Raw genomic sequence first — 22,347 nt, 5'->3', positions numbered from 1 at the left:
AAGCTCCCTCGCCACAGAAACTCATTCATCCAGAATCTTATAGTCCCCGCAAATCCCGCTCTTCGATCGGCCGGCTCTGGCGCAGGCGTTTGCCGCCCAGCACTACCCAGTCGATCAGTCGGAACAGGCATTCGATGCCGAACGACAGCAGCAACGCGCCGCTCATGCCCCAGATCATCGCTTCCGGTGTCAGCAGAATCTGGTAGCTGTAGCCGTTCCAGGTTTCCTTGCGAATATCCGGGTCGGCCGCCAGCACCACTTGCAGGAAGCGGATGTACCACGGGCCCTGCATGGCCTGGAACTGTTTATCGAGGGCCAATTGACGGTTGAGCAAGGTGCTCAGGCTGTCGGCATCGCTACGAAAGATCGGGTCTTCGCTGGCACGGTAATGGGCCACGAGCGCTTGCATGTCACCCTTGAAAAACTGATTGGCAGTGCCCTGAAAACCGCTCAAACCGGTCTGAGCCTCGATCAGATGCGCCTCGACCCGTTTGGCATAGTCATTGATGAACCCAGGCACCTGGACACCGATCAACAGGCCTGCCGCAAACAACACCAGCCGTAGATAACTGAGCAACATGGGGGAGAGATCCTTATTCGGTCTTGCCCTGACTGACGCATTCACCGCGTCGCCAGAGGCTCCATTGGCCCGGTTCGTAGCGGGTCCAGGTTTCGTTTTCGGTCAAGGGTTCGGTGGCGATCACCGTGACCACGTCGTTGGGCGTGGTTTCGGCCTGGAAGTCGACGATCACATCGACATCCTTCAAGCGTGCCGGGCCGAACGGGGCGCGGCGGGTGATCTGCGCCAGTTTGCTCGAGCAATAGCAGAACAGCCAGTCACCGTCGCTGAGCAAGCAGTTGAACACGCCTTTGCTGCGGTACTCGGCGCAGGCGGCCACCAGGTCTGGCAGCAACGCTTCGATCTCTACCGGTTCAGGGAACGCAGCGCGCACCCGGTTGAGCAAATCGCAGAATGCCGCTTCGCTGTCGGTATCGCCGACGGGGCGGTAAAAGCTGGTGATCGGCTGAAAGTCCGCGAGCTGGCCGTTGTGGGCGAAACACCAGTTACGCCCCCACAACTCACGCACGAACGGGTGGGTGTTGGACAGGCAGACCTTGCCGACGTTGGCCTGACGGATGTGCCCGATCACCACTTCGCTCTTGATCGGATAGCGTTGCACCAGGTTTGCCACTTCCGACTCGCTGCTCGCCGCCGGGTCCTGGAACAGCCGCAGGCCACGGCCTTCATAGAATGCGATGCCCCAACCATCACGGTGCGGCCCGGTGCGACCGCCGCGCTGCATCAGCCCGGTGAAGCTGAACACGATATCGGTCGGGACATTGGCGCTCATGCCCAATAGCTCACACATGCTCGGACTCTCGATTCAATACAGGGGCACGGTTATAGACGCGGTTCAACCCGCAAACGCTGAGGGTTGCTCGGCACCGGTGGCCGGCCGTAACGATCATCGCCAGCACCGCCGAAAGGCTGATCGTCATCAGGTTCGTCGGCCTGCGCCGCAGCCTTGGCGGCAGCCGCCTGTTCCTTGCGAGCGTTGGAGGCGCGCTCGATGGGAAAACGGATCGCCACAAAAACCAGGTAAATACCGAAGGCAATCATGCCGTACATGAACAGATCGGAAACCGCCCGCCAGGCGTTGTTGCCGACCTTGAACAGCAGATCGAGGGCGGTAATGGCGATGGCCGGGGCGACCTTTTCCTTCACCGGGTCGATGATGGTCGGGGTGAATAGCAACACTGCAACCAGCAGGCGCAACGGCTCACGCAGCCAGCGCCACATCCAGCGGGTCATGCGCATCCACACCAACAGGCAGCCTAAAGCGGCGAAGGCGTAGAGGCCCCAAGCGATCAGATAGTCGTTCTCGGTCATGGTGTCCATGGCAAGGCAGGCAAAGAGGCGCTTATAGTAACGACTTTTCGCACGTCAGGCTTGCCCCAATACCAGTCGGGCAAGACACAGACCCTGTGTGCGGGCTTTTGTGGCGAGGGGGCTTGCCCCCGTTCGGCTGCGAAGCAGTCGTAAACCAGACACCGCGTTGTTGGCTAAAAATGCGGTGACTGGTTTCAGGGTCGCTTTGCGACCCAACGGGGGCAAGCCCCCTCGCCACATAAGCCCGCTTCCAGAGGTTGCGAAGCCCCTATTCCGTACATCGTCCGAGAGCCATTCATGCCCCTATCCGCCAACGTCACCAGCGCCCCGATTGCCCACAAGGCCGACGGCTCTGACCCGTATGCCTGGCTGCAGGAACGCGACACCGACGCGGTGCTCGATTACCTGAAAGCTGAAAACCGCTATCAAGAGGCGCAAACCGCCGATCAGGCCGGGCTGCGCGAAAGCCTGTTCGAAGAGATCAAGGGCCGGATCCTCGAAACCGACCTGTCGCTGCCCTCGCCCTGGGGCCCCTACCTGTATTACACCCGCACCACCGCCGGTGACGAATACGCCCGCCACTACCGCTGCCCGCGCCCGGCCGATGGCAGTCTGCACATCGACGAAAGCCAGGAACTCCTGCTGCTTGATCCAAACGTGCTGGCCAAGGGCGGCTTCTTTTCCCTGGGCGCGTTCAGCATCAGCCCGGACCACCAGCGTCTGGCCTACAGCATCGATTCCTCGGGCGAGGAGATTTACACGCTGTTCGTGAAGGAATTATCCGACGGACGCGTCAGCGAACTGGAATTCCAGGACTGCGACGGCAGCATGACCTGGGCCAACGACAGCCTGACGCTGTTCTTCGGCGAACTCGACGAGACTCATCGCCCGCATAAACTGTTCCGCTATCGGCTGGACGGCACCGCGGCCGATGAAGTGTTCCATGAGCCGGACGGCCGATTCTTCCTGCATTGCTACCGCTCGAGCTCCGAACGGCAACTGCTGTTGTCGCTGGGCAGCAAGACCACCAGCGAAGTCTGGGTGCTCGACGCCTCGCTGCCACATCAGGCCTTTACCTGCCTGGCGCCGAGGGTCGAAGAGCATGAGTACGATGTCGACCACGGCAAACTCGATGGTGAGTGGACGTGGCTGATCCGCACCAACCGCGACGGTATCAACTTCGCCCTGTACCAGGCCGTCGATACCGGCGTCGCGCCGACCGAAGCCGACTGGCAGAACCTGATTCCCCACAGCGACACGGTGATGCTCGAAGGCATAAGCCTGAACGCCGAGGCCATGACCCTGAGCCTGCGTGAAGGTGGCCTGCCGATCATCGAAGTCCGCCCACGGGACTTGGTGCCGTATCGCGTGCAACTACCGGACGCGGCCTACAGCCTGCATGTGCAGAACAGCCTGGAATTTGTCAGCGACAGGATCCGTCTGCGCTACGAAGCCTTGAACCGTCCGGCGCAGATCCGCCAACTGGTTCTGGCCACCGGCGAGCAGAAAGTTCTCAAGGAAACCCCGGTGCTCGGCCCGTTCGATGCCGATGCGTACGTCAGTCAGCGACTTTGGGCAACGGCACCGGACGGTACGCAAGTGCCGATCAGTCTTGTGGTCAAACGCGAGTTCCTCGGTAAGCCAACGCCGCTTTATCTGTACGGCTACGGCGCCTATGGCGAAAGCCTCGACCCGTGGTTCTCCCACGCGCGCCTGAGCCTGCTGGATCGCGGCATGGCGTTTGCCATCGCTCATGTACGCGGTGGCGGTGAGCTGGGCGAAGCCTGGTACCGCGCCGGCAAGCAGGAACACAAGCACAAAACCTTCAGCGACTTCATCGCTTGTGCCGAACACCTGATCGCCAACGGCTTCACGACCCCATCGCAGCTGGCGATCAGCGGTGGCAGCGCCGGTGGCTTGCTGATCGGCGCGGTACTCAATCAGCGGCCGGAGCTGTTCGGTGCGGCGATTGCCGAAGTGCCGTTCGTCGACGTGCTCAACACCATGCTCGATCCGGAACTGCCGCTGACCATCACGGAATACGACGAGTGGGGCAACCCTGATGAGCCGGACGTCTATGATCGGATCAAAGCTTACGCCCCGTACGAAAACGTCAGCGCGCAAGCGTATCCGGCGACGCTGGTGATTGCCGGTTACAACGACAGTCGCGTGCAGTACTGGGAAGCGGCCAAGTGGGTGGCGAAATTGCGTGCAACCAAAACCGATACCAATCCCCTGCTGCTCAAGACCGAATTGGGCGCCGGGCATGGCGGGATGAGCGGTCGCTATCAGGGATTACGTGACGTAGCCCTCGAATACGCATTTGTTTTCAAGGTTTTGGGCATCGCCTGAGGAACTTGGCCCGGTGTGCCGGTCTTAACACCAGACACCGGGGCCCGAAACAACACACATCCCTGTGGGAGCGGGCTTGCCCGCGATGAGGCCATCACATTCAATATCAACATTGGCTGTGACATCGTCATCGCGGGCAAGCCCGCTCCCACAGGGGATGATGGGTGACTGAAAGCCCGGAACAGACACAGACACAAGAAAAAGACCGTGACGACATGTCAGAACCGACCTTACTGAACAACGAAATTCGCGACTGGCTGATGGACTGCGGCCTGTTCGATCAACTGCTGCCAGCGGACTTCGCAGCCGCCTCCGGCTACTTCAGCATCAGCACCATCGCCGAAGGCGAAGAGATTTTCCATGAGGGCGATGCCGGCAGTTTCATGTGCATCATCCACACCGGCCAGGTCGCGGTGCAAAAGACCAACAGCGACGGGCAACGGGTGACCATGGCCACTTTGCGCAGCGGCCGGGCGTTCGGCGAAATGGCCGTGCTCGACGGCGAACGGCGCTCGGCCAGTTGCGTGGCCGCGAGCAATTGCCAGTTGCTCAACCTGGGCAAGGACTCCCTGGACAAGATGCTCAACGACGCGCCGAAAATCGCCGCCAAGATCATCCGCGCCCTCGCCGTCTCCCTCTCCAAGCGCTTGCGCATGGCCGACGGGCAATTGCTCTCACAACAAATTTAACCACCCGGCGTTTTGATTTTCGTCGTGCTCGGCTCAAGGCCCGGCAAGGTCTGATCCTTGGGTGGGTTGGGCATTTCAATCGGCGGCAACAGCGGTGGCCCGCCACTGCCGGAACCGGCCTTGGGCACGCTGGCCGGGGTGATCTGCGGGTACGGCGTCGGGGTGGCGGTGCCGGGCGAACCGGGTATCGGCGCAGGGCTGGTGGGGATGGTTTGCAGCTCCTGGGCCTGCACTGCAGTTATCGAGAGCGCGGCCAGGGCAATGACCGTTAGAATGGTGCGCTTCATCAATGGCTCCGTTGGCCTTGTTGTCTTTTTGCAGGCTACTCCCAACTGCGCGTGTTTGCCTTCCTCCGTATGTCAATTTCTCCTCAAGAGAGCCCCATGAAACGTTTCGTTCTGCTCGACACCACCCCCATTCCTGAAAACGGCGGTGCCCTGTGCCTGTTCGAATACGGCGAGGATTTCGTCATCAAGATTCAGGGCGGTGACGGCGGGCAGTTGATGAACACCCGCATGCACGGCTCCGAAGATGCCCTGGCCGAAATCCCCTGCCGCAAGGTCGCCGGCCGGCCGAATTCGCGCGTGTTGATCGGTGGCCTGGGCATGGGCTTCACCCTCGCCTCGGCACTCAAGCATTTGGGCAAAACGGCTGAAGTGGTGGTCGCTGAACTGGTACCTGGCGTGGTTGAGTGGAACCGTGGACCGCTGGGGGAAAAAGCCGGAAACCCGCTGCTCGACCCGCGCACGGTGATCCGTATGGAAGATGTGGCCAAGGTGCTGCAAGCCGAGCCGCAAGGTTTCGATGCGATCATGCTCGACGTCGACAACGGCCCCGAAGGTTTGACCCAGAAGGCCAACAGCTGGCTCTACTCCGCCGGCGGCCTGAGCGCTTGCGCCAAAGCCCTGCGACCAAAAGGCGTGCTGGCGGTATGGTCGGCCAGCGCCGACCGGCAGTTTTCCGACAAGCTGAAAAAAGCCGGTTTCAAGGCCGAGGAAGTGCAAGTCTTCGCCCACGGCAACAAGGGCACCCGCCACACCATCTGGATTGCCGAAAAGCTCAAGGGCTGAGCGTGGGCCTGTCATCACTTATTTCCTAGGCCGCGTTGCGCCTGAAGGGCCGGGCCTGCTGTGGCGCAGGGCTGCGTTGCTCGGAGCTCGTTTGGAATGACCAAACCACGCTTCTCGCGCCTTGCCCTGCACCACAGCAGACCCGGCGCGGCCTAGGAAATAAGTGATGACAGGCCCTACACTTGGCTCATAACCGTCATTAGTCTTTTTACAAAGGTGAACCCATGAGTTCGTCAACGCCTCCGTCCAACACGTCGAAGCTGGACCGCATCCTTGCCGACAATCAGCGCGACAAGGAAATGGGTTACCGCGACAAGGCCCTGAAGATGTACCCGCACGTGTGCGGCCGCTGCGCCCGTGAGTTCTCCGGCAAACGCCTGAGCGAACTGACCGTGCACCACCGCGACCACAACCACGACAACAACCCTCAGGATGGCTCGAACTGGGAGCTGTTGTGCCTGTATTGCCATGACAACGAACACTCGCGTTATACCGATCAGCAGTATTTCGACGAAGGCTCGCTGAGTACGCCGAAGATTGCCAAGGCGACGCACAACCCGTTTGCGGCGTTGGCCGGGTTGATGAAGAAAGAAGATTAAAGATCTTCAGTGCCCCAACTGGCCTCATCGCGAGCAGGCTCGCTCCCACAGGGGATTTTCTGTGCACAATAGTATTTGTGAACACCCAGGATCCAATGTGGGAGCGAGCCTGCTCGCGATTGCTATTGCCCAAACACCACCAATCTCCAAACTGAACACCCCTCCCCCAATCCCCGTATAATCGCCGTTTTTTCCCCGAAGGCACCCCGCTCGTGGCAGACAAACGGTACAGCTGCATTGGTTTGTATAACCCCAAATCACCGGAGAACGTCGGTTCGGTGATGCGCGCCGCCGGTTGCTATGGCGTGGCATCGGTGTTTTACACCGGCAAGCGCTATGAACGCGCCGCCGATTTCGTCACCGACACCAAGCGCGTCCATTACGACATCCCGCTGATCGGCATCGACGACCTGAAGAAAATCCTGCCCCTGGGCTGTGTGCCGGTCGCCGTCGAACTGGTCGACGGTGCACGTTCGCTGCCGGAATACACCCACCCGGATCGCGCCCTCTACATCTTTGGCCCGGAAGACGGCTCGCTGGATAAAGAGATCCGCGACTGGTGCGAAGACGTGGTCTACATCCCGACCACCGGTTGCATGAACCTGGCGGCCACCGTCAACGTTGTGCTGTATGACCGCATGGCCAAGGGCAATAACACCCGCTCTGGGCCGAAATTCCGCTGAATTGCCGCATATTCGATGGAACAAGCCGCTCGCCCAGGCAGTCAGCTAAATATCTATTACTGAAAGCACCCCTTCCCTGCCTGGAGACAGATCATGCGCGAGTTCAATCCTGTAGAACGTATCGAAACCACCCCGTTCCAGAGCCCTTCCGTACAGAACGTTCATGGTTGGGAACGCGCCGGCTCGCTGGCGGGTGGCGTGGTCATGCTGAGTAAAGGTCTGCGACGCGGCGGCGTGTTCGGATTGATCGAAATTGCTATCGGCGGCATGGCCCTGGCCCGGGGAATCACCGGGCATTGTTCGGCGAAAAGACTGTTGGAAAAGAATCGTCAGGACATGGAAAACGCACGCGTGAGAATCGAGCGCGCCGGGGATGAGCTGGCCCGCATGAAAGCCAATGCCGAAGCGGCGACCAGCACGGCGACCGTGACGGGTAATGATTCGTTGAACTCGCCGAAGGCTGGGGTCTGATCCGGAATCGATGCAGAGGCTTAGGGCCTCTTCGCGGGCAAGCCCGCTCCCACAGTAATTGGCGGTGTTCACACATATTGTGTACGCCACAAATCCTGTAGGAGCGAGGCTTGCCCGCGAAGGCCGTATTACTGAAGCAACTCGGTATCGAGCACTTTGGACGACTCGCCAATAACGCTTTCCGCGAGCTGTACGAATTCCTTCGTATCCACACTCTCCAAACGCATCACCCCACGCAACACATCATCCAGCGAGCGCTTGTTGCGGGTCTTCAGGCGAATCTCGCGATCCAGTTCCTGTAGCAACACCACCGCTTTGGCCACCTGCGCCGGGTTGGCCTGCTCACCACGCAAAGTCGTGACTTTCTGGCTGTCTTTGGCCAACTTGCCGTGCAAGCTCTCATACCGCTCATCACTCATGCCGCCTGCGCGACGCACCAGTTCGATGGCGTAATACTCGGCAAACCCTTCGCTGATCCAGTCACTGCGCCGGCTGTCGTTGATCCTCCCGAACACCTGAGCCAATTCACGCACCAGCGCACTGGTGCCGCTTTCGCTGACCAGCGGCAGGCGGCTATTGAGGTAGATCGATTCACGCGCGGCCAGGCTGCCGCGCCACATCGGGTCATTGGCGCCGACAATCAGCAGCTTGCTGGGGTGACGCGGAAAAACTGCCTGCACTTGCGGCCAGACAAAGGTCAGTAGCGTCAGCACATCCATGCGGCGCATGCCCTGCCCCTGAGGCGAGGCGACGGTGACTTCGGTTTCACCCAGCCGCGTGCGACGGCTGCCGAGGTGGCCGGCGAGCATCCAGCCAGTGGGTCGGTCGAACAGGCGCGAGACGTTATCGATCCGAAACTTGTTTTTGCCGATCCGTGGCCAGGCGGTTTCGACGCTTTTCCAGCCAGTGGGCAATTCGAACTCAAGGCGTGAAACCAGCTCGATGCCATCCTGCTGATCGAGTCTGGCCGCGGGCACCAGGTCGTCCCCACGTATCAGCGCCCAGCTTGGGGTCATGCGGGTGTCGAAGCTGCCGCTCTTGCGCCCATGACTGATGCGCACGCGGTAGGTCAGGCTGGCCTTGTCGGCGGCCGGGCGCCAGACACCACGGGCCTGCTTGCCGGGCGTGAGCTGCCATTGGCCATCGGCCTTGAAATCGCTGTAGTGACTGCTGTCACCCAAGTCGAAATCCAGACTGCGCACCGCCGAGCCTTGGGCCAGGGTCAGGCGCACTTCGGCCTGATCGCTTTGCGGCAACAGGCGCACGTGATAATCCAGATCGACTTTCTTCGCCGCCCACACGGGCAAACTCAGGGCCAGCAGCCCGACAGCCAACGCCCGCCGCACTCCCACAGCCATACACACTCCTATTGTGGCGAGCGAGCTTGCTCGCGCTGGGCTGCGTAGCGGCCCCTAAATTCTTGTCATCACTGCCGATTTTGTGAGTGCTACGCACTGGAGCGCCAGCCCGGTCAAGCGGGAGCAAGCTCCCTCGCCACAAATTAACCCGCGCGAAAAATCAGATGGTCTTCCCAATCGTCTTCAGCCACGCTGCCTTCGGCGAGCATGCGCCCGGACTGGGAAATACGTTCGTGATGCACTGCATCGCGATCACCGCACACCAGATAATGCCAGAGCGGCAGGTCTTTGCCTTCGCTGACCAATCGATAACCGCAGGTCGGTGGCAGCCATTTGAATTCATCGGCCTTGCCTGGCGTGAGCTGGATGCAGTCAGGCACAAAGTCGCGGCGATTGGGGTAATCGGTGCACTGACAGGTTTTGAGGTCCAGCAGTTTGCAGGCGATGCGCGTGTAGTAGACGGAGTTGTCATCTTCGTCTTCGAGCTTTTGCAGGCAGCACAGGCCACAGCCGTCGCACAGCGATTCCCATTCCTCTTGATCGAGTTGATCGAGGGTTTTGCGTATCCAGAACGGTTCGACTTTGGCGGCCATGGCTCAAGCATCAACATCAGGTGGTGAAAAGGCCGCCAGTCTAGTGCCAAGGCACCGGCGGGCCAAGCATTGGCGACTGTCGGTACAACGGCACTTGTCAGTTCTTGCGCCGCCCGGTAGCGTTACCAGTCGCAAAAAGCCCTACCTACATGCCATTAACGCTCAACCGCGTTGCATTCAGGTGAACGGCCCAGGCTCTCGGAAAACCCCATCGCTCAGCTCAACTGCGCCCGCCCGGTTTTTAGACGACCCTCACTTTCAGACGTAAAGGAATCTCTTGATGAGTGCTAATCCACGCGTTGCCGACTACGCCATTCACCCTCAGTTCACCGATCGCTGGTCGCCCCGCGCCTTCACCGGCGAAACCATTGCCATCGAGACGCTGCTGAGCTTCTTCGAAGCCGCACGTTGGGCACCATCGGCGTACAACTCGCAGCCTTGGCGGTTTCTTTATGCTCGTCGCGACACGCCGAATTGGGAACGCTACCTGGGCCTGCTGAACGAGTTCAACCGCAGCTGGGCGCAGCACGCCTCGGCGCTGGTGATCGTGATCTCGAAAACCACCTTTGCGATACCTGGCGCCACCGAAGAAACTCCGGCGCTTTCGCACACCTTCGACACCGGTTCGGCCTGGGGCCACCTGGCCCTGCAAGCAAGCATCAGCGGCTGGCACACCCACGGCATGGCCGGTTTCGATCAGGACCTGACCCGCAAAGAGCTGAATATTCCTGAGGATTATGCGCTGCACGCGGCGGTGGCGATCGGCAAGCTGGGCGACAAGGCGACGCTGGCGGACTACCTGCAAGCGCGCGAAGAGCCAAGCCCGCGTCGTCCGTTGAGCGAATTGGCGGCTGAAGGCGATTTCACCCTCTAAGCAACAACATAAAACTAATGTGGGAGCGGGCCTGTGGCGAGGGGGCTTGCCCCCGTTCGGCTGCGCAGCAGTCGTAAAACCGGTAAACGCGGTTTACATGATGCATCAAGGTAGTCGATTTTGGGGCCGCTTCGCGACCCAACGGGGGCAAGCCCCCTCGCCACAGGCCTGCTCCCACATTGGGTTGGTGGTGGATTTAATACCCGCGCGAGAAATCCACTTCCCCGCGCAACGCTTCGCCCGCCTGATACGCCCGCAAATTTTCGATAAACAACTTCACCATCATCGGTGGCGAAGTCGGTGCCGAACTGTGGCCGGTCAGCAACAGCCCCCACGCGGTCCAGAACGGATGGCGTTGCGGCAGCGGCTCCTGACGGCAGACATCGATCACGGCCCCGGCAAGATGCCCTTCTTTCAAGGCTTCCACCAGGTCCGCATCGACCACCGCCACACCACGCCCGACGTTGATGAACAAGCCGGTCGGCTTGAACTGCTTGAACAGGGCGGCGTCGTACAGGTCGTGAGTATTCGGGGTGTTCGGCAGCAAATTGATCACGTAATCCACTTCGCCGACCAGACGCGGCAAGTCGCTCAGCGCGCCGACTTCAACAAAGGGCGCCTGCTCCCGGGCGGTGCTGGCGATGCCATATAACTCGACGCCAAACGGCAGCAGAAACTGCGCCACCGTCTGCCCGATGTCACCGGTGCCGACGATCAACACCTTACGTCCCGCCAGGCTTTGACCCTGGCGGTTGTCCCATTTGCGCTCGACCTGGCTGACCAGCCGCGCCAGTACTTCGCGCTCGTGGCCGAGCATGTAAGTCAGTATGTATTCGGCCATCACCTGACCGAAAATCCCTACCGCGCGAGTCAGGCGATAGTGCCGTGGCAGGCCGTCGGCCAGCAACGGCGTGATGCCGGCCCAGGTCGACTGCAGCCAGGCCGGCGTGTGGCCTTGACGCAACAGTGTCGCAAGAAGGTCCGGCTGGCCGAGCCAGACCTGGCAGTCGGCCGCCTGACGGGCCAGTTCGGCGGAGTCACCGCTGGTCAGTACTTCCAGATCAGGCGCTGCCTGACGCAACAGTTGGGCATACACAGGGTGGTCGTGTTCAGCAATCAGAACGCGCATGGTTCAAACCTTTCAAAAACAGTGCAGACGGCCGCCGACGGAGTATCACCCCATCGCCCTGGCCATCGCCAAAATCATTCCAGTGTTTCATAAAGGCTCTGAATAGAGCCTGTCTGCCGATCACATCGGGTCGTTGCGGCGCAGCAATTCTTCCGGCAAGTGTTCGATGTATTCGTCTTCGGCCGGCGGCATTTGCAGGTGGTATCCCTGCTTGTCGAGGTTCTCCAGCACAACGGTGATGTCTTCGCGCGACAGCTTGCGCTCGGGCGTGAGCACCAGATCGAAAGCGTGGTGAGGTTTGCCGAAGGCCGCCATCAGACTTTCCGGGACGCGCTCCAGTGCATCGCTTTTGAGCACGTAGAGGTACATCTCGTTTTTCTTCAGGCTTCGATAGATGGAGCAAATACGTTTCAAGGCTGTTCTCCGGCGGTGGCCAGGCTGTCGAGCAGCGCCTGGCCCATCAATTCGCGGCGCCAGCCACGCAGCGAATCAGGCAATTGGTAAGGACCATTGGGAAAGCCGCTCTTGAGCAGCGCTTCCAGGGTTTTCTTGCGCAGCATCAACTCTGGCGCGATGTTCAGGCGCTCGGCTTCAGCCTGGCCGATGGCGCGCAGCTGTTTGACCAGCGCGGCGGCGTCCACCGGTAACGGCTCCGGCACCGCCGGCGGCCATTGATCAGGCGACACACTGCCAGAGCGTTTGATCAGATCAAGCAGAAATTCGCCGTCCTGACGCACGGTACGCGGGTGCATGTCGTCGATTTTCGCCAGTGCGCCGAGGTTGTCCGGTTGCGTGCGCGCCAACGGCCATAGGGAGTGTTCACGGACAATGCGGTTGCGCGGCAGATCACGGGCGCGGGCTTCGCGTTCACGCCAGGCGCAGAGCTCACGCAACACGGCGAGTTGGGCACGGGACAGCTTCCAGGCCAGTTTGGCGTCACGATAGACCTCATACGGATCGATTTCGCGGCGCAGGTTGGCCACCAGCTCGGCACCGTCTTCCAGCACCCAGGCGTACTTGTCGTCAGAAAGCTGCGGACGTAGCTGTACGAAAACTTCCGCCAGGTGCAAGGCATCTTCGGCGGCGTAGCTGATCTGAGTGTCGGACAGCGGGCGTTGCAGCCAGTCAGAACGGGTCTCGCCCTTGGGCAAGTCGATGCCGAGCACTTCCTGCACCAGCCGCGAATAGCCCATGGAAAAACCCAGGTTCAGATAAGCGGCGGCCAGTTGGGTATCGAACAACGGCGCCGGCAGGCTGCCGGTCAGGCGCAGCAAGACTTCGAGGTCTTCGCTGCACGCATGCACGACCTTGACCACGGCCGGGTTTTCCAGCAACGCGGCCAGAGGCTGCCAGTTGTCGATGGTCAGTGGGTCAATCAGGTAAGCGCGTACGCCATCGCCGATCTGCAGCAGGCCTGCGATCGGGTAAAAGGTGTCGACCCGCATGAATTCGGTGTCGAGGGCAACGAATGGCAGCTGCTGCCACTCGGCGCAAAACTGACCGAGGCTATCGTTGTCGCGAATCCAGTGAATATCGATGGCCACACGGCTCTCCCTTGAAGAATGGCGCGCAGTATATATCGCCCCCGGCGATTTCCGCGCATCCACTGAACAAGAGCTTTAGCGAAAATGCCTGCCGGACAGCAAGAATTGTCTGACAGAAGGAGACTAGCTTCCCTTACGCAGCACATAGACCCGCATCCGCGCACAACCCGGCAGGAAGTCCTGATGGCTGAGCAAGCGGAAACCCGCCTGCCTGAACTCGGCCTCAAGCTCGGCCTTGCTGGCCTGCGGCTGGACCCGCGCACCCTCCACGTCCGATCGGCGGAGCTTGAAATGTGCAGCTACTCGCACCGCCACAATCACCGTATCGCGGCTGACCCGGTGGAACTCGCCCAGCATGGCTAACCGATGCTCGGGACTGGCGATGTGTTGAAACAGTTGCATGCAAAAAATGCAGTCCACCGCATTCGCCGACAAGCCGATGGTGAAGGTTGAACTCTGAAAGGTCTTGACCCGCTCCAGCAGGTGCTGCGGATGGTGGGTGCGGGCGTGATCGAGCATGTCCTGAGACGGATCGGCCGCAAGAATTACCCGGTTCGCATGCTCGGCCAACACCGGCCAGAAGCGCCCGGCACCGCAGGCCACATCAAGAATCAATCCTGGTTCGCCAGCGACCTCAAGCGCGTTACGCACCAATCGTTCTTCGCGCCAGAACGTCAAACGCCTCGTCAGGCCACGCGGTCGCGACTGAAGGCAGACACGGCTGTGCTCCTGATCGTAGCGCCGGGCGAACTCGAGTTCGATGGCGGATGGGGGTTGCGCAGACATGTGCAATGGCTCTTGTTGGGATATCGACTGACGACAGGTTAACGACGGGCGCGTGAAAAAAAGGTCGACGGACTCACTCTTTGGCCAGCACACCGTCGATCACCGCACCGCGGCAACCGGCAAACATGTCCAGCCCCGGGTTGTAGACCTTGCTGTTGACCTCCAGCAGGCCAAGCATCGAATGGAACAAATTGTCCTGGCTCAAGGGCTTTTCGCGACTCAGTTGCAGGCAATGGGTGTCCACCGAGAACGACTTTTGATAGCTGTCGGAGAACCACGCCAGCATCGCGACATGCTTCTGTTGTTCCGGCGCCAGCATGTAAGGCGTGCCATGAAGGAACAGGTTGTATTCACCCAGCGATTCGCCGTGGTCCGACAGATAAAGCATCGCGGTATCGACTTTGTCCTGGTTGCTGCGCAACAGATCGATCAGGGTCGACAGCACGTGGTCGGTGTACACCAGCGTATTGTCGTAGCCATTGACGATACTTTCGCGGCTGCAATTGTTCAGTGCATTGCTTTCACACACCGGGGTGAAGTGCTCGTACTCTTTCGGGTAGCGCTTGAAGTACTCCGGCCCGTGACTGCCCATCTGGTGCAGTACCAGCACGGTGTCTTTATCCAGCGTGTCGATGAAGTGCTGCAAACCTTGCAGGAGAATTTCATCGCGGCACTCGCTGTTGGCACACAGCACCGGGTCTTTGAGGTTACTCACGTCGTCGACAGTGACCCGGTCGCAGGTGCCTTTGCAGCCCGACTGGTTATCCCGCCAGATCACCTCAAGACCGGCATGTTTGAGCACGTCCAGCAGACCTTCCTCGTTCTTCGCCTTGCTGGCGTTGTAATCCTTGCGGCCCATGTTGGAGAACATGCAGGGCACCGACACGGCTGTTTCCGTACCGCAGGAATGCACATCGGTGAAAGCAATCAGGCCGGCTTCCTTATCCAGTTGGGGGGTGGTGTCGCGGTCATAACCCAGGATGCCGAAGTTCTCGGCCCGGGCACTTTCGCCCACCACCAATACCGTCAGGGATTTACGGCCATGGGTCTGCCAGGCAGGATTTCTCCGGGCATCTTCGCCGAGTTTGATAAAGGGTTGCTGCGCTGACATCACTTGCTCGCGCAGATAGCCGACCGAGGCACCGATGTAGTTGCTCGGCACCACCATCAGGCGCAATTCATGGTGATTACGAAACAACGACGACAGGCCTTGATAATTGACCAATGCGACACCGCCAATCACCGAAATCGAGGCGACACTTACCAGCACTTTACTTAATAACTCACGGTGCCAGCGACGGTAGCTAACCGGCGTCTTCCACAACAACCATGAGGGCAAAACACCGAGCAGCAGAAGATAAACAAACAACTTCAACGAGAGTAAATCGCGCACTTCCGTCGCATTGGTTTCAGCGAAGTTACGCAACATACCCGCGTCGATCAGTACACCGTATTGGCTCATGAAATAAGCCACGCCAGCACTGATCAAAAAGATCAGGGTCAACAGGGGTTTCATCACGGGCCGCAATGCCAGCAAGGTCAACACAATGTTGAAGGCCGCCAGGATCATCACCCCGAACGCAATACGCATGGCGATGCCTTGACCGTCTGCTGCGGTGATATCGAAGAGGTGTTGCCAGAGAACTGAATTGAACCCTGCCAATAAAAAGGCGCTGGCGATCAACGTCACCCACTCGGGGCGTACGGCTTTGAACTTCAACATGATGAACGGCTGTTCCTGAAAAGAAGTGCCCGCGGTAAATGTGAAAAATTCATTGATCGCGACAACACAAATCTTAAGCAGCCCACCATCAATTTTTCGTGAAAAATAAGCCAACAGTTAGTTGGCTCAATGCACTAAATCAAGATTTTTAACTTATTTGAGAATGATTCAGGCTCTGTTCAGGCTTGATGCAAATACCCAAACACCACATACCCATGTGGGAGCGGGCTTGCTCGCGAAGGGGCCATAACAGTCAGCATCGATGTTGAATGTCAGATCGCATTCGCGAGCAAGCCCGCTCCCACATGGGACCTCCATCGCACCACAGGTATTTAATTTTTAAATACTGCCCCAGACTTTCTGATTTGCGACCCTCAGGGCTCGCGCGCCTAATCAGCGCCTTGTTCCTGAAGGTCCGATTATGGAAAACGTTCGCGCAACCTCCCGCCCTGCCTTCTGGCTCATGTTCAGCATTGTTCTCATCGCCCTGAACCTGCGTCCGTCCATGGCCGCTGTCGGTCCTTTGCTGTCAGCCATTCGCGGTGACATCCCGCTGAGTTTCAGCCTCGCCTCGCTGCTGACCATGCTGCCAGTCATGGCCATGGGGCTGGCGATGTTCTTCGGTATCGGCGTCAGTCAGCGCCTGGGCGAGCAGCGCACCGTGGTGCTGTCGCTGCTGATCATCGGCCTGGCCACGGTGTCGCGGCTATTCCTCGATTCGGTGGCGGAACTGATCCTGAGTGCCGTGTTGGCCGGCATCGGCATTGCGTTGATTCAGGCGTTGATGCCTGCCCTGATCAAGTCCCGTTTCAGCGATAACGTTTCCATGTGCATGGGCCTCTACGTGACGTCGATCATGGGCGGCGCGGCAATCGCGGCGTCGTTTGCGCCGCTGGTGATGACCCGCACCGGCAGCTGGCGAGTGGGGTTGGCGATCTGGGCGGCGCTGGCGCTGGTGGCATTGCTGTTCTGGTGCGCCCAACGCTCGGGAATGCCGACGCTGAGTACCCAATCATCAGGCAAAGAATCCTTTTTCACTAACGCCCGCGCCTGGTTACTCGCGATTTTCTTTGGCCTGGGCACAGCGTCCTACACCTGTGTACTGGCGTGGCTGGCACCGTACTACGTGGAAAAAGGCTGGAGCGAACAACAGGCCGGTTTGTTGCTGGGCTTTTTGACCGCCATGGAAGTGTTGTCGGGACTACTGACACCCGCTATCGCCAATCGCAGCCGCGACCGGCGCCTGGTGCTGGTGGTGTTGCTGACGTTGATCATGACCGGTTTCTGCGGGCTTATTCTGAGCCCACACCACCTGAGCCTGCTGTGGCCGTGCCTGCTAGGACTGGGAATTGGCGGGCTGTTCCCGATGAGCCTGATTGTGTCGCTGGATCATCTGGACAATCCCCAGCGCGCGGGTGGGCTGACCGCCTTCGTACAAGGTATCGGCTACCTGATCGCCGGCCTCTCGCCGCTGATGGCCGGGATGATTCGCGATCGACTGGGCAGTTTCGAAGGGGCCTGGTGGGCACTGACCGGTGTCATGGCGCTGATGATTTTGATGGTTCTGCGTTTCGATCCGCGGCATTACGCCAAACACATTCACTGACCCGGAACCCCACTATGAAACGCATAGGTTTTGCTGCCGCTCACGTCGGCATGCTGCTCTGGGCGCTGTTGATTGCCGTCTCGTTTTCCGCGGCAGCCCAGGTCAGCCAGGCCATCGACCCGATTCTGCTGACCGGATTACGCCTGCTGTTTTGCGCCCTGGTGTTTTTGCCCCTGTTGCTGCTCAAGGGCGATACCGCCATGACCGCCCGCGGCCTGTTCGGTCATGCCGTGCTCGGAATGCTGCTGGCGCTGTACTTCGGCTCGTTGTTCGAAGCGCTGCGCCACACCTCGGTGGTCAATACCGGGACGATGTTCACTCTGGTGCCGTTGCTGACGTTGCTGTTCGAAGCCGTCCTGATACCCGGCAGCAGCCTGAAACAGCGCGTATTGCCCATGTTGATCGCTGCCGCTGGCGCCGTGCTGCTGGTGTTGAAAGGCGCAGGCCCCGAAAAACTGCCGTCGCTGTATGCGGTATCGGTGTATGGGGTCGGTTGTCTGGCAATGGCGCTCTACTCGCCCCTGAGTCAACGGCTCAAGGCCAACAGCCTCAAGGGGCGCGGGCCAGTGGGCATGACTTTCTGGAACATGCTGTTCGGCGCGCTGTTTCTATTGGCATTCTGTGGGTTCAGCGGCGGCTGGCGATCGGCGTCGTGGCTGACCGCGAGCGATCTTTGGTGGTTGATCTACCTGGCACTGTTCGCCACGCTGGCGACCTTCTGGCTGCTGCATCGAGCCATTGGCGTCATCGCCCCTTCCTCGGTCATTTCCTACATCTACCTGAGCACCCTGTTCATCACGCTGTTCCACTGGTTCTGGCTACGCCAGTCGCCACTGGCCCTGGAAATCATCGGCGCATTATTGGTGGGCGTCGGCATGTTGGCGCTGCTAATATCCAGCCGCTACGCGATGCCTGCGTTAAAGGCCTCTGGCCATGTTTCGGTGGATTGAACTCATAGGGTCGTGTTCATAACATTTTCTGTCCCACAACTGACCATGAAACGCCCTACAGGGCATTCTCTTGGCACCATCGTTCCGTTAGCATCGTTCGCACACGTTTGCGCATCGTCAGCGCAAGGAGCACAGCGAGACAGAACGGATGCTGAACAGTAACTTGCTTAGAAAGCTCGACATGCAGGACCTCATGGTGTTTGTCGCCGTGTATGAGCAAAGCAGCGTCACCGGTGTGTCGGAGGCACTCTGCGTCAGCCAGTCCACCGTGAGTTACTGCCTGAAAAAACTGCGCACCAGTTTCGAAGACGACTTATTCATCAACACCCGCACGGGTATGCGCCCCACCTACAAAGCCAGCACCATGTATACCCATGTGCTGAAGATTCTCGAAAGCATCAACCTGTGCCACTCCGGGGCACCGACGTTCGATCCGACCTTGCAACCGGTCACCTTCAATATCTGTGCACCGGAATACTTCGAACAGTTGATCCTGCCGCGCCTGTTAAAGAGCTTTGATTTCGCCGACCTGCCGGTAATGGTCAACATGCACAAGTTCGAAACGGACATTCCAGCCGAAGAACTGCGCGACGGCAGCCTCGACCTGGTGATCTGTTTCGGCCCAAACTTTCATCGCAGCCATACCGATTTCAATTCCAGAATGCTGCTCGAAGATGATCTGGTCTGCGTCTTCGACAAACGCGCCACGCAGCCGGAACCGCGCTTGAGCCTGCAAGCGTTCATTCAACGCCGGCATGTGTTCCCCACGCCTTGGACATCCACCACCAACATGGTTGACGGCTGGCTGGCTCAGCAGGCCCACAAACGACAGATTGTCGCGCGCTCCAACAGCTACAGCGCGGCGCTGAAGATGATCACCGGCACCGACTTCATCCTGACCCTGCCCCGACGCATCCAGCGATTGCTGGCCAACGAGGCGATCTTCAATCACTGCGAAGCGCCCAACGGCTTGCCGGGTTTCACCCTGGACATGCAGTGGAGTCAAGGCGTCGACCAGGACAGCGCCAATACTTGGCTGCGCGAGCAGGTGATCAAGGCCTGCGCCGAGCCGGAAACGGCCTGAAACTCAGTGGCCGATGGCAGTCTTGGTGTAGGAGTCTCGATCGATGTCGAGGATTTCCACACACAGCTGGACCTCAACCCCGGCGGGCCATTCACACAGATCCTGCACCACTGCCAGCAGGCTTTCAGACAACTGGCTCTTGATCTGCGGCGAACGACCACTCAACAGCGCCAGCTTCACGTGCACGAACGCCCGCTCGCCCAATGCAGTGCCCACCCTGAAAGTCTCGACCTTCACCGCACGGGCCTTGATGTCGAACTCAGCGCTAAACTGCCCTGAGGCGACCAGCGCGTTGTTGAGTCGCATCAACCCCACATCGGCATTCAATTCGGGCAAGTTGGCGGTGTATTCCATGTGCAGGTGAGGCATAACGGGGCTCCTGAGGATTGGCAGAAAGGTCGTACATATAACACAGAGCCGGCCTGTTCACTGGGACAGCGGAAGGATCGGACGCTCACTCATGAACTCCTCCAGGCGCGAACGTAGCCAGCGTTCGGCCGGATCGCTGTCGACATGACTGAGCCAGACCATGGACAGGTCCAGGGTCGGCGTCTTGAACGGAAACCGCTCGTTAAACAGTTGGCCGGACGCGGCCATCGCCTCGGCCGCGTAATCCGGCAGGCTGGCGATCAGATCGGTGCCGGCGAGCAAAGCCGGCAACGAACTGTATTGCGGGACGGACAGCACTACGTGGCGCGTACGACCGATCTCCGCCAGCCATTCATCGGCGTAACCACTGACGTTGGCGGTGTGGGACACCAGCACATGCGGCCGCGCGCAATATTCATCGAGGGTCAACGGCGTGTCCGATGCGTCTGCACGCAAAATACTGGGCTGGATGTGTCGCAGCAATTTGCGCTTGGCGTTGGCTGGCAGGCCGCGGGTCTGGCTGATGCCAACGGTGATATCGCCAGACGCCAGCAGGTCGGGAATGCGCCAGTAGTCGACATGCTGGACCACGAACACCACCTTCGGCGCTTCCTGACGCAAAGCACGCAGCAGCGGCGGCAACAGGCCGAACTCGACATCGTCCGACAGCCCGATGCGAAACGTCATGGTGCTGCTGAGCGGATCGAAATCGTGGGTCAGGCTCAACGCCATCGACAGCGAATCCAATGCCGGCGACAGGTGCAGAATAATCTCCTCGGCCCGCGCCGTCGGCTCCATGCGATGGCCGACCCGAATGAACAGCGGATCGTTGAACATCGTCCGCAAGCGGTTCAGCGCCGCACTGATGGTCGGCTGACCGAGGAACAGCTTCTCCGCCACCCGTGTGACGTTGCGTTCGAGCATCAATGTCTCGAACACCACCATCAGGTTGATGTCGGCCTTGCGCAGTTCGTTGCGATTCATCCGTTGCACCCCGGTCCCAAATCTGCCGACAGTTTAGGTAGGTGTCGCAATCGGCGTCTATGCAGGCTGGCAAATGACCTGATCCATAAAAACCCGGGGCACTTATACCCCAGACCGCCCGGTAAAAACGAAGCTGCTCTGACTGAGCAGCTTCACCGCCTGGGGCCTAGATTTCCCTGACCGGGGTCTGATCGTGAGTCCCTTTGATCAAACTGATGGCATGCACGCAATCAGACTTGTTGACGTACGCCTCCCCGCTGGCAATCGTTTCATGATTCCCCGCCCGCAAACGCCAGCGCCATTGGCCCTTGCCGGTCTGTGCGGTGCCACGGGTTTGCCTGTAAATCTCAAAATACATTGATCGCTCCTTGCGATGGCTGATTACGACAGGTCTGTGACCTGCGAAACCAGAATAGATGAGGATTTTTTGAGGCAATGTCTTTCAATGTCAGGGGATATTTCGAAGAAAAACCCTTGATTCGCGGGACGACCAATAGATACGGGGGGCGGTAATTAAAGCGACTCAGTGGAGTTATTTTTCCCGTGAACAGGCATATTTTTCTTACGCTATTGGCCTGATTTATCCGACACCAAAGACTTGGGGTAAAAGTCGGGTGAGCGCGAAAAATGGCCCAATGGAAAAAGCTGCGCAAACGAAAAAACCCCGTAGATTTTCATCTACGGGGCTTTTTTCTATGTAATGGCGGAGAGATAGGGATTCGAACCCTAGGTACCGGTGAAGGTACAACGGATTTCGAATCCGTCCCATTCGGCCACTCTGGCATCTCTCCAACGGCGCGCATCATAACAGCACAATCGCCGGAAGCGAACCCCCTTGATCGATTTTTTTCCGTGCTATCAGATGCTTGCGTCGATTAAAGCGGTACGCCCAGACGGTTGGCGACTTCTTCGTAAGCTTCGATGACGTCACCGAGGCCCTGACGGAAGCGGTCCTTGTCCATTTTCTTGCCGGTGGCCTTGTCCCACAGACGGCAGCCGTCCGGGCTGAACTCGTCACCCAGAACGATGGAGCCGTCGGAGAACACGCCGAATTCGAGTTTGAAGTCGACCAGCAGCAGGCCGGCGTCGTCGAACAGTTTGCTCAGGACTTCGTTGACCTTGAGCGACAGTTCTTTCATGCGAACCAGTTGCTCGGCCTTGCCCCAACCGAATGCCACGACGTGGGATTCGTTGATGAACGGGTCGCCCTTGGCGTCGTCCTTCAGGAACAGTTCGAAGGTGTAAGGGTTGAGCTTCATGCCTTCTTCGACGCCCAGGCGCTTGACCAGGCTGCCGGCAGCGTAGTTACGCACGACGCATTCGACCGGGATCATGTCGAGTTTCTTCACCAGGCATTCGTTGTCGCCCAGCAGTTTGTCGAATTGAGTCGGCACGCCGGCTGCTTCGAGTTTCTGCATGATGAAGGCGTTGAACTTGTTGTTCACCATGCCTTTGCGGTCGAGCTGCTCGATGCGCTTGCCGTCGAACGCCGAGGTGTCGTTGCGAAACAGCAGGATCAAGCGGTCAGCGTCGTCGGTCTTGTAAACCGATTTGGCTTTGCCGCGGTAGAGTTCTTCACGTTTTTCCATGAT

25 protein-coding genes and 1 tRNA gene are annotated in these 22,347 nt (G+C 59.3%); 10 read left to right on the top strand and 16 right to left on the bottom strand.

All coding sequences use genetic code 11. The features are described from left to right. Positions 1 to 37: 37 nt before the first annotated feature. Genes ACA044_RS07205 through ACA044_RS07195 form a run of 3 tightly spaced genes read right to left on the bottom strand, consistent with a single transcriptional unit; the run spans position 38 to position 1,900 of the window. Entirely contained in the window at positions 38 to 580 is a 543-nt protein-coding gene (locus ACA044_RS07205; protein ID WP_497445749.1) for a DUF2937 family protein, read from the bottom strand. 13 nt (positions 581 to 593) lie between these two features. After that, positions 594 to 1,370, bottom strand: a complete 777-nt coding sequence (locus ACA044_RS07200; protein ID WP_497445748.1) for a class II glutamine amidotransferase — start codon at positions 1,368 to 1,370, stop codon at positions 594 to 596. 32 nt (positions 1,371 to 1,402) lie between these two features. Then, complete coding sequence (locus ACA044_RS07195) at positions 1,403 to 1,900, bottom strand: MFS transporter (RefSeq protein ID WP_497445747.1); 498 nt, start codon at positions 1,898 to 1,900, stop codon at positions 1,403 to 1,405. A 288-nt stretch (positions 1,901 to 2,188) separates the two neighbouring features. Between ACA044_RS07195 and ACA044_RS07190 the strand changes: the two genes are divergently transcribed. Both ACA044_RS07190 and ACA044_RS07185 read left to right on the top strand, forming a co-directional pair. Then, positions 2,189 to 4,243: a S9 family peptidase gene (locus ACA044_RS07190; protein ID WP_497445746.1), complete on the top strand. Its 2,055-nt coding sequence runs from the start codon at positions 2,189 to 2,191 to the stop codon at positions 4,241 to 4,243. A 215-nt stretch (positions 4,244 to 4,458) separates the two neighbouring features. After that, positions 4,459 to 4,932: a cyclic nucleotide-binding domain-containing protein gene (locus ACA044_RS07185; RefSeq protein ID WP_497445745.1), complete on the top strand. Its 474-nt coding sequence runs from the start codon at positions 4,459 to 4,461 to the stop codon at positions 4,930 to 4,932. On the opposite strand, the gene ACA044_RS07180 is transcribed toward ACA044_RS07185, so the two are convergent. Then, complete coding sequence (locus ACA044_RS07180) at positions 4,929 to 5,219, bottom strand: hypothetical protein (protein WP_497445744.1); 291 nt, start codon at positions 5,217 to 5,219, stop codon at positions 4,929 to 4,931. The two genes, ACA044_RS07185 and ACA044_RS07180, sit on opposite strands and share 4 nt — an antisense overlap. A 96-nt stretch (positions 5,220 to 5,315) precedes the next feature. Here ACA044_RS07180 and ACA044_RS07175 point away from each other — a divergent pair, with 96 nt between their 5' ends. The 4 genes from ACA044_RS07175 (at position 5,316) to ACA044_RS07160 (ending at position 7,755) form a co-directional block, all read left to right on the top strand. Beyond that, the gene (locus ACA044_RS07175) at positions 5,316 to 6,002 is read left to right on the top strand and encodes a spermidine synthase (RefSeq protein WP_007898703.1); all 687 of its coding nucleotides are present in this window, start codon (positions 5,316 to 5,318) and stop codon (positions 6,000 to 6,002) included. Between the two features lie 224 nt (positions 6,003 to 6,226). Continuing rightward, a complete protein-coding gene (locus ACA044_RS07170) occupies positions 6,227 to 6,601 on the top strand; it encodes a YajD family HNH nuclease (RefSeq protein ID WP_123360399.1) in 375 nt (124 codons plus the stop codon). Between the two features lie 212 nt (positions 6,602 to 6,813). Then, positions 6,814 to 7,284 (top strand): RNA methyltransferase, encoded by a 471-nt coding sequence (locus ACA044_RS07165; protein ID WP_032830521.1) that lies wholly within the window; start codon positions 6,814 to 6,816, stop codon positions 7,282 to 7,284. A 93-nt stretch (positions 7,285 to 7,377) separates the two neighbouring features. After that, entirely contained in the window at positions 7,378 to 7,755 is a 378-nt protein-coding gene (locus tag ACA044_RS07160; protein WP_497445743.1) for a YgaP family membrane protein, read from the top strand. A gap of 128 nt (positions 7,756 to 7,883) precedes the next feature. Here ACA044_RS07160 and ACA044_RS07155 read toward each other — a convergent pair whose 3' ends face one another. Together ACA044_RS07155 and ACA044_RS07150 are read right to left on the bottom strand one after the other, a co-directional pair. Beyond that, positions 7,884 to 9,113, bottom strand: a complete 1,230-nt coding sequence (locus ACA044_RS07155; protein WP_497445742.1) for a hypothetical protein — start codon at positions 9,111 to 9,113, stop codon at positions 7,884 to 7,886. A gap of 143 nt (positions 9,114 to 9,256) precedes the next feature. Then, entirely contained in the window at positions 9,257 to 9,706 is a 450-nt protein-coding gene (locus tag ACA044_RS07150) for a YcgN family cysteine cluster protein (RefSeq protein WP_497445741.1), read from the bottom strand. A 280-nt stretch (positions 9,707 to 9,986) separates the two neighbouring features. Here ACA044_RS07150 and ACA044_RS07145 point away from each other — a divergent pair, with 280 nt between their 5' ends. Next, the gene (locus ACA044_RS07145; RefSeq protein ID WP_497445740.1) at positions 9,987 to 10,580 is read left to right on the top strand and encodes a nitroreductase family protein; all 594 of its coding nucleotides are present in this window, start codon (positions 9,987 to 9,989) and stop codon (positions 10,578 to 10,580) included. A 196-nt stretch (positions 10,581 to 10,776) separates the two neighbouring features. On the opposite strand, the gene ACA044_RS07140 is transcribed toward ACA044_RS07145, so the two are convergent. The 5 genes from ACA044_RS07140 to ACA044_RS07120 form a co-directional block, all read right to left on the bottom strand. Continuing rightward, positions 10,777 to 11,709 carry a D-2-hydroxyacid dehydrogenase gene (locus tag ACA044_RS07140; RefSeq protein ID WP_497445739.1) on the bottom strand — a complete coding sequence of 311 codons (933 nt, stop codon included), beginning with the start codon at positions 11,707 to 11,709 and terminating at the stop codon, positions 10,777 to 10,779. A gap of 120 nt (positions 11,710 to 11,829) precedes the next feature. Further along, on the bottom strand, positions 11,830 to 12,123 hold the full coding sequence (locus tag ACA044_RS07135) for a YcgL domain-containing protein (RefSeq protein WP_008036150.1): 294 nt from the start codon (positions 12,121 to 12,123) through the stop codon (positions 11,830 to 11,832). Further along, positions 12,120 to 13,253, bottom strand: coding sequence for a ribonuclease D (gene rnd, locus ACA044_RS07130; RefSeq protein WP_497445738.1), 1,134 nt, complete (start codon positions 13,251 to 13,253; stop codon positions 12,120 to 12,122). The genes ACA044_RS07135 and rnd overlap by 4 nt, the downstream gene beginning before the upstream one ends. A 123-nt stretch (positions 13,254 to 13,376) precedes the next feature. Next, positions 13,377 to 14,039 carry a class I SAM-dependent methyltransferase gene (locus ACA044_RS07125; RefSeq protein WP_497445737.1) on the bottom strand — a complete coding sequence of 221 codons (663 nt, stop codon included), beginning with the start codon at positions 14,037 to 14,039 and terminating at the stop codon, positions 13,377 to 13,379. 73 nt (positions 14,040 to 14,112) lie between these two features. Continuing rightward, on the bottom strand, positions 14,113 to 15,762 hold the full coding sequence (locus ACA044_RS07120; RefSeq protein ID WP_497445736.1) for a phosphoethanolamine transferase: 1,650 nt from the start codon (positions 15,760 to 15,762) through the stop codon (positions 14,113 to 14,115). Between the two features lie 421 nt (positions 15,763 to 16,183). Between ACA044_RS07120 and ACA044_RS07115 the strand changes: the two genes are divergently transcribed. The 3 genes from ACA044_RS07115 to ACA044_RS07105 all read left to right on the top strand — a co-directional run bounded on the left by ACA044_RS07115 (position 16,184) and on the right by ACA044_RS07105 (position 19,402). Continuing rightward, positions 16,184 to 17,368, top strand: a complete 1,185-nt coding sequence (locus ACA044_RS07115) for a cyanate transporter (protein ID WP_497445735.1) — start codon at positions 16,184 to 16,186, stop codon at positions 17,366 to 17,368. 14 nt (positions 17,369 to 17,382) lie between these two features. Further along, on the top strand, positions 17,383 to 18,318 hold the full coding sequence (locus ACA044_RS07110) for a DMT family transporter (RefSeq protein WP_497445734.1): 936 nt from the start codon (positions 17,383 to 17,385) through the stop codon (positions 18,316 to 18,318). Between the two features lie 148 nt (positions 18,319 to 18,466). After that, the gene (locus ACA044_RS07105) at positions 18,467 to 19,402 is read left to right on the top strand and encodes a LysR family transcriptional regulator (RefSeq protein WP_497445733.1); all 936 of its coding nucleotides are present in this window, start codon (positions 18,467 to 18,469) and stop codon (positions 19,400 to 19,402) included. Between the two features lie 3 nt (positions 19,403 to 19,405). Here ACA044_RS07105 and ACA044_RS07100 read toward each other — a convergent pair whose 3' ends face one another. From ACA044_RS07100 to purC, 5 genes are all read right to left on the bottom strand, one after another. Beyond that, the gene (locus ACA044_RS07100; RefSeq protein ID WP_497445732.1) at positions 19,406 to 19,771 is read right to left on the bottom strand and encodes a 5-carboxymethyl-2-hydroxymuconate Delta-isomerase; all 366 of its coding nucleotides are present in this window, start codon (positions 19,769 to 19,771) and stop codon (positions 19,406 to 19,408) included. A gap of 57 nt (positions 19,772 to 19,828) precedes the next feature. Next, positions 19,829 to 20,755, bottom strand: coding sequence for a LysR substrate-binding domain-containing protein (locus tag ACA044_RS07095; protein WP_497445731.1), 927 nt, complete (start codon positions 20,753 to 20,755; stop codon positions 19,829 to 19,831). A 166-nt stretch (positions 20,756 to 20,921) separates the two neighbouring features. Continuing rightward, positions 20,922 to 21,113: a YegP family protein gene (locus ACA044_RS07090; RefSeq protein WP_095630958.1), complete on the bottom strand. Its 192-nt coding sequence runs from the start codon at positions 21,111 to 21,113 to the stop codon at positions 20,922 to 20,924. Positions 21,114 to 21,456: 343 nt separating this feature from the next. Further along, positions 21,457 to 21,546: transfer RNA gene (locus tag ACA044_RS07085), tRNA-Ser, on the bottom strand. A gap of 84 nt (positions 21,547 to 21,630) precedes the next feature. Beyond that, positions 21,631 to 22,344, bottom strand: a complete 714-nt coding sequence (gene purC / locus ACA044_RS07080) for a phosphoribosylaminoimidazolesuccinocarboxamide synthase (protein ID WP_497445730.1) — start codon at positions 22,342 to 22,344, stop codon at positions 21,631 to 21,633. Positions 22,345 to 22,347: the final 3 nt, after the last annotated feature.

The organism is Pseudomonas sp. LBUM1673 (assembly GCF_059695645.1).
This window is presented reverse-complemented; position numbering and strand designations above follow the sequence as displayed.

Coding starts and splice junctions, on each gene's coding strand:
- ACA044_RS07160 (WP_497445743.1), top strand. CDS start 7,378: ATGCGCGAGTTCAATCCTGTAGAACGTATCGAAACCACCCCGTTCCAG.
- ACA044_RS07205 (WP_497445749.1), bottom strand. CDS start 580: ATGTTGCTCAGTTATCTACGGCTGGTGTTGTTTGCGGCAGGCCTGTTG.
- ACA044_RS07140 (WP_497445739.1), bottom strand. CDS start 11,709: ATGCGCGTTCTGATTGCTGAACACGACCACCCTGTGTATGCCCAACTG.
- purC (WP_497445730.1), bottom strand. CDS start 22,344: ATGGAAAAACGTGAAGAACTCTACCGCGGCAAAGCCAAATCGGTTTAC.
- ACA044_RS07120 (WP_497445736.1), bottom strand. CDS start 15,762: ATGTTGAAGTTCAAAGCCGTACGCCCCGAGTGGGTGACGTTGATCGCC.
- ACA044_RS07185 (WP_497445745.1), top strand. CDS start 4,459: ATGTCAGAACCGACCTTACTGAACAACGAAATTCGCGACTGGCTGATG.
- ACA044_RS07195 (WP_497445747.1), bottom strand. CDS start 1,900: ATGGACACCATGACCGAGAACGACTATCTGATCGCTTGGGGCCTCTAC.
- ACA044_RS07100 (WP_497445732.1), bottom strand. CDS start 19,771: ATGCCTCACCTGCACATGGAATACACCGCCAACTTGCCCGAATTGAAT.
- ACA044_RS07115 (WP_497445735.1), top strand. CDS start 16,184: ATGGAAAACGTTCGCGCAACCTCCCGCCCTGCCTTCTGGCTCATGTTC.
- ACA044_RS07150 (WP_497445741.1), bottom strand. CDS start 9,706: ATGGCCGCCAAAGTCGAACCGTTCTGGATACGCAAAACCCTCGATCAA.
- ACA044_RS07110 (WP_497445734.1), top strand. CDS start 17,383: ATGAAACGCATAGGTTTTGCTGCCGCTCACGTCGGCATGCTGCTCTGG.
- ACA044_RS07200 (WP_497445748.1), bottom strand. CDS start 1,370: ATGTGTGAGCTATTGGGCATGAGCGCCAATGTCCCGACCGATATCGTG.
- ACA044_RS07105 (WP_497445733.1), top strand. CDS start 18,467: ATGCTGAACAGTAACTTGCTTAGAAAGCTCGACATGCAGGACCTCATG.
- ACA044_RS07155 (WP_497445742.1), bottom strand. CDS start 9,113: ATGGCTGTGGGAGTGCGGCGGGCGTTGGCTGTCGGGCTGCTGGCCCTG.
- ACA044_RS07145 (WP_497445740.1), top strand. CDS start 9,987: ATGAGTGCTAATCCACGCGTTGCCGACTACGCCATTCACCCTCAGTTC.
- ACA044_RS07175 (WP_007898703.1), top strand. CDS start 5,316: ATGAAACGTTTCGTTCTGCTCGACACCACCCCCATTCCTGAAAACGGC.
- ACA044_RS07180 (WP_497445744.1), bottom strand. CDS start 5,219: ATGAAGCGCACCATTCTAACGGTCATTGCCCTGGCCGCGCTCTCGATA.
- ACA044_RS07090 (WP_095630958.1), bottom strand. CDS start 21,113: ATGTATTTTGAGATTTACAGGCAAACCCGTGGCACCGCACAGACCGGC.
- ACA044_RS07095 (WP_497445731.1), bottom strand. CDS start 20,755: ATGAATCGCAACGAACTGCGCAAGGCCGACATCAACCTGATGGTGGTG.
- ACA044_RS07170 (WP_123360399.1), top strand. CDS start 6,227: ATGAGTTCGTCAACGCCTCCGTCCAACACGTCGAAGCTGGACCGCATC.
- ACA044_RS07190 (WP_497445746.1), top strand. CDS start 2,189: ATGCCCCTATCCGCCAACGTCACCAGCGCCCCGATTGCCCACAAGGCC.
- ACA044_RS07125 (WP_497445737.1), bottom strand. CDS start 14,039: ATGTCTGCGCAACCCCCATCCGCCATCGAACTCGAGTTCGCCCGGCGC.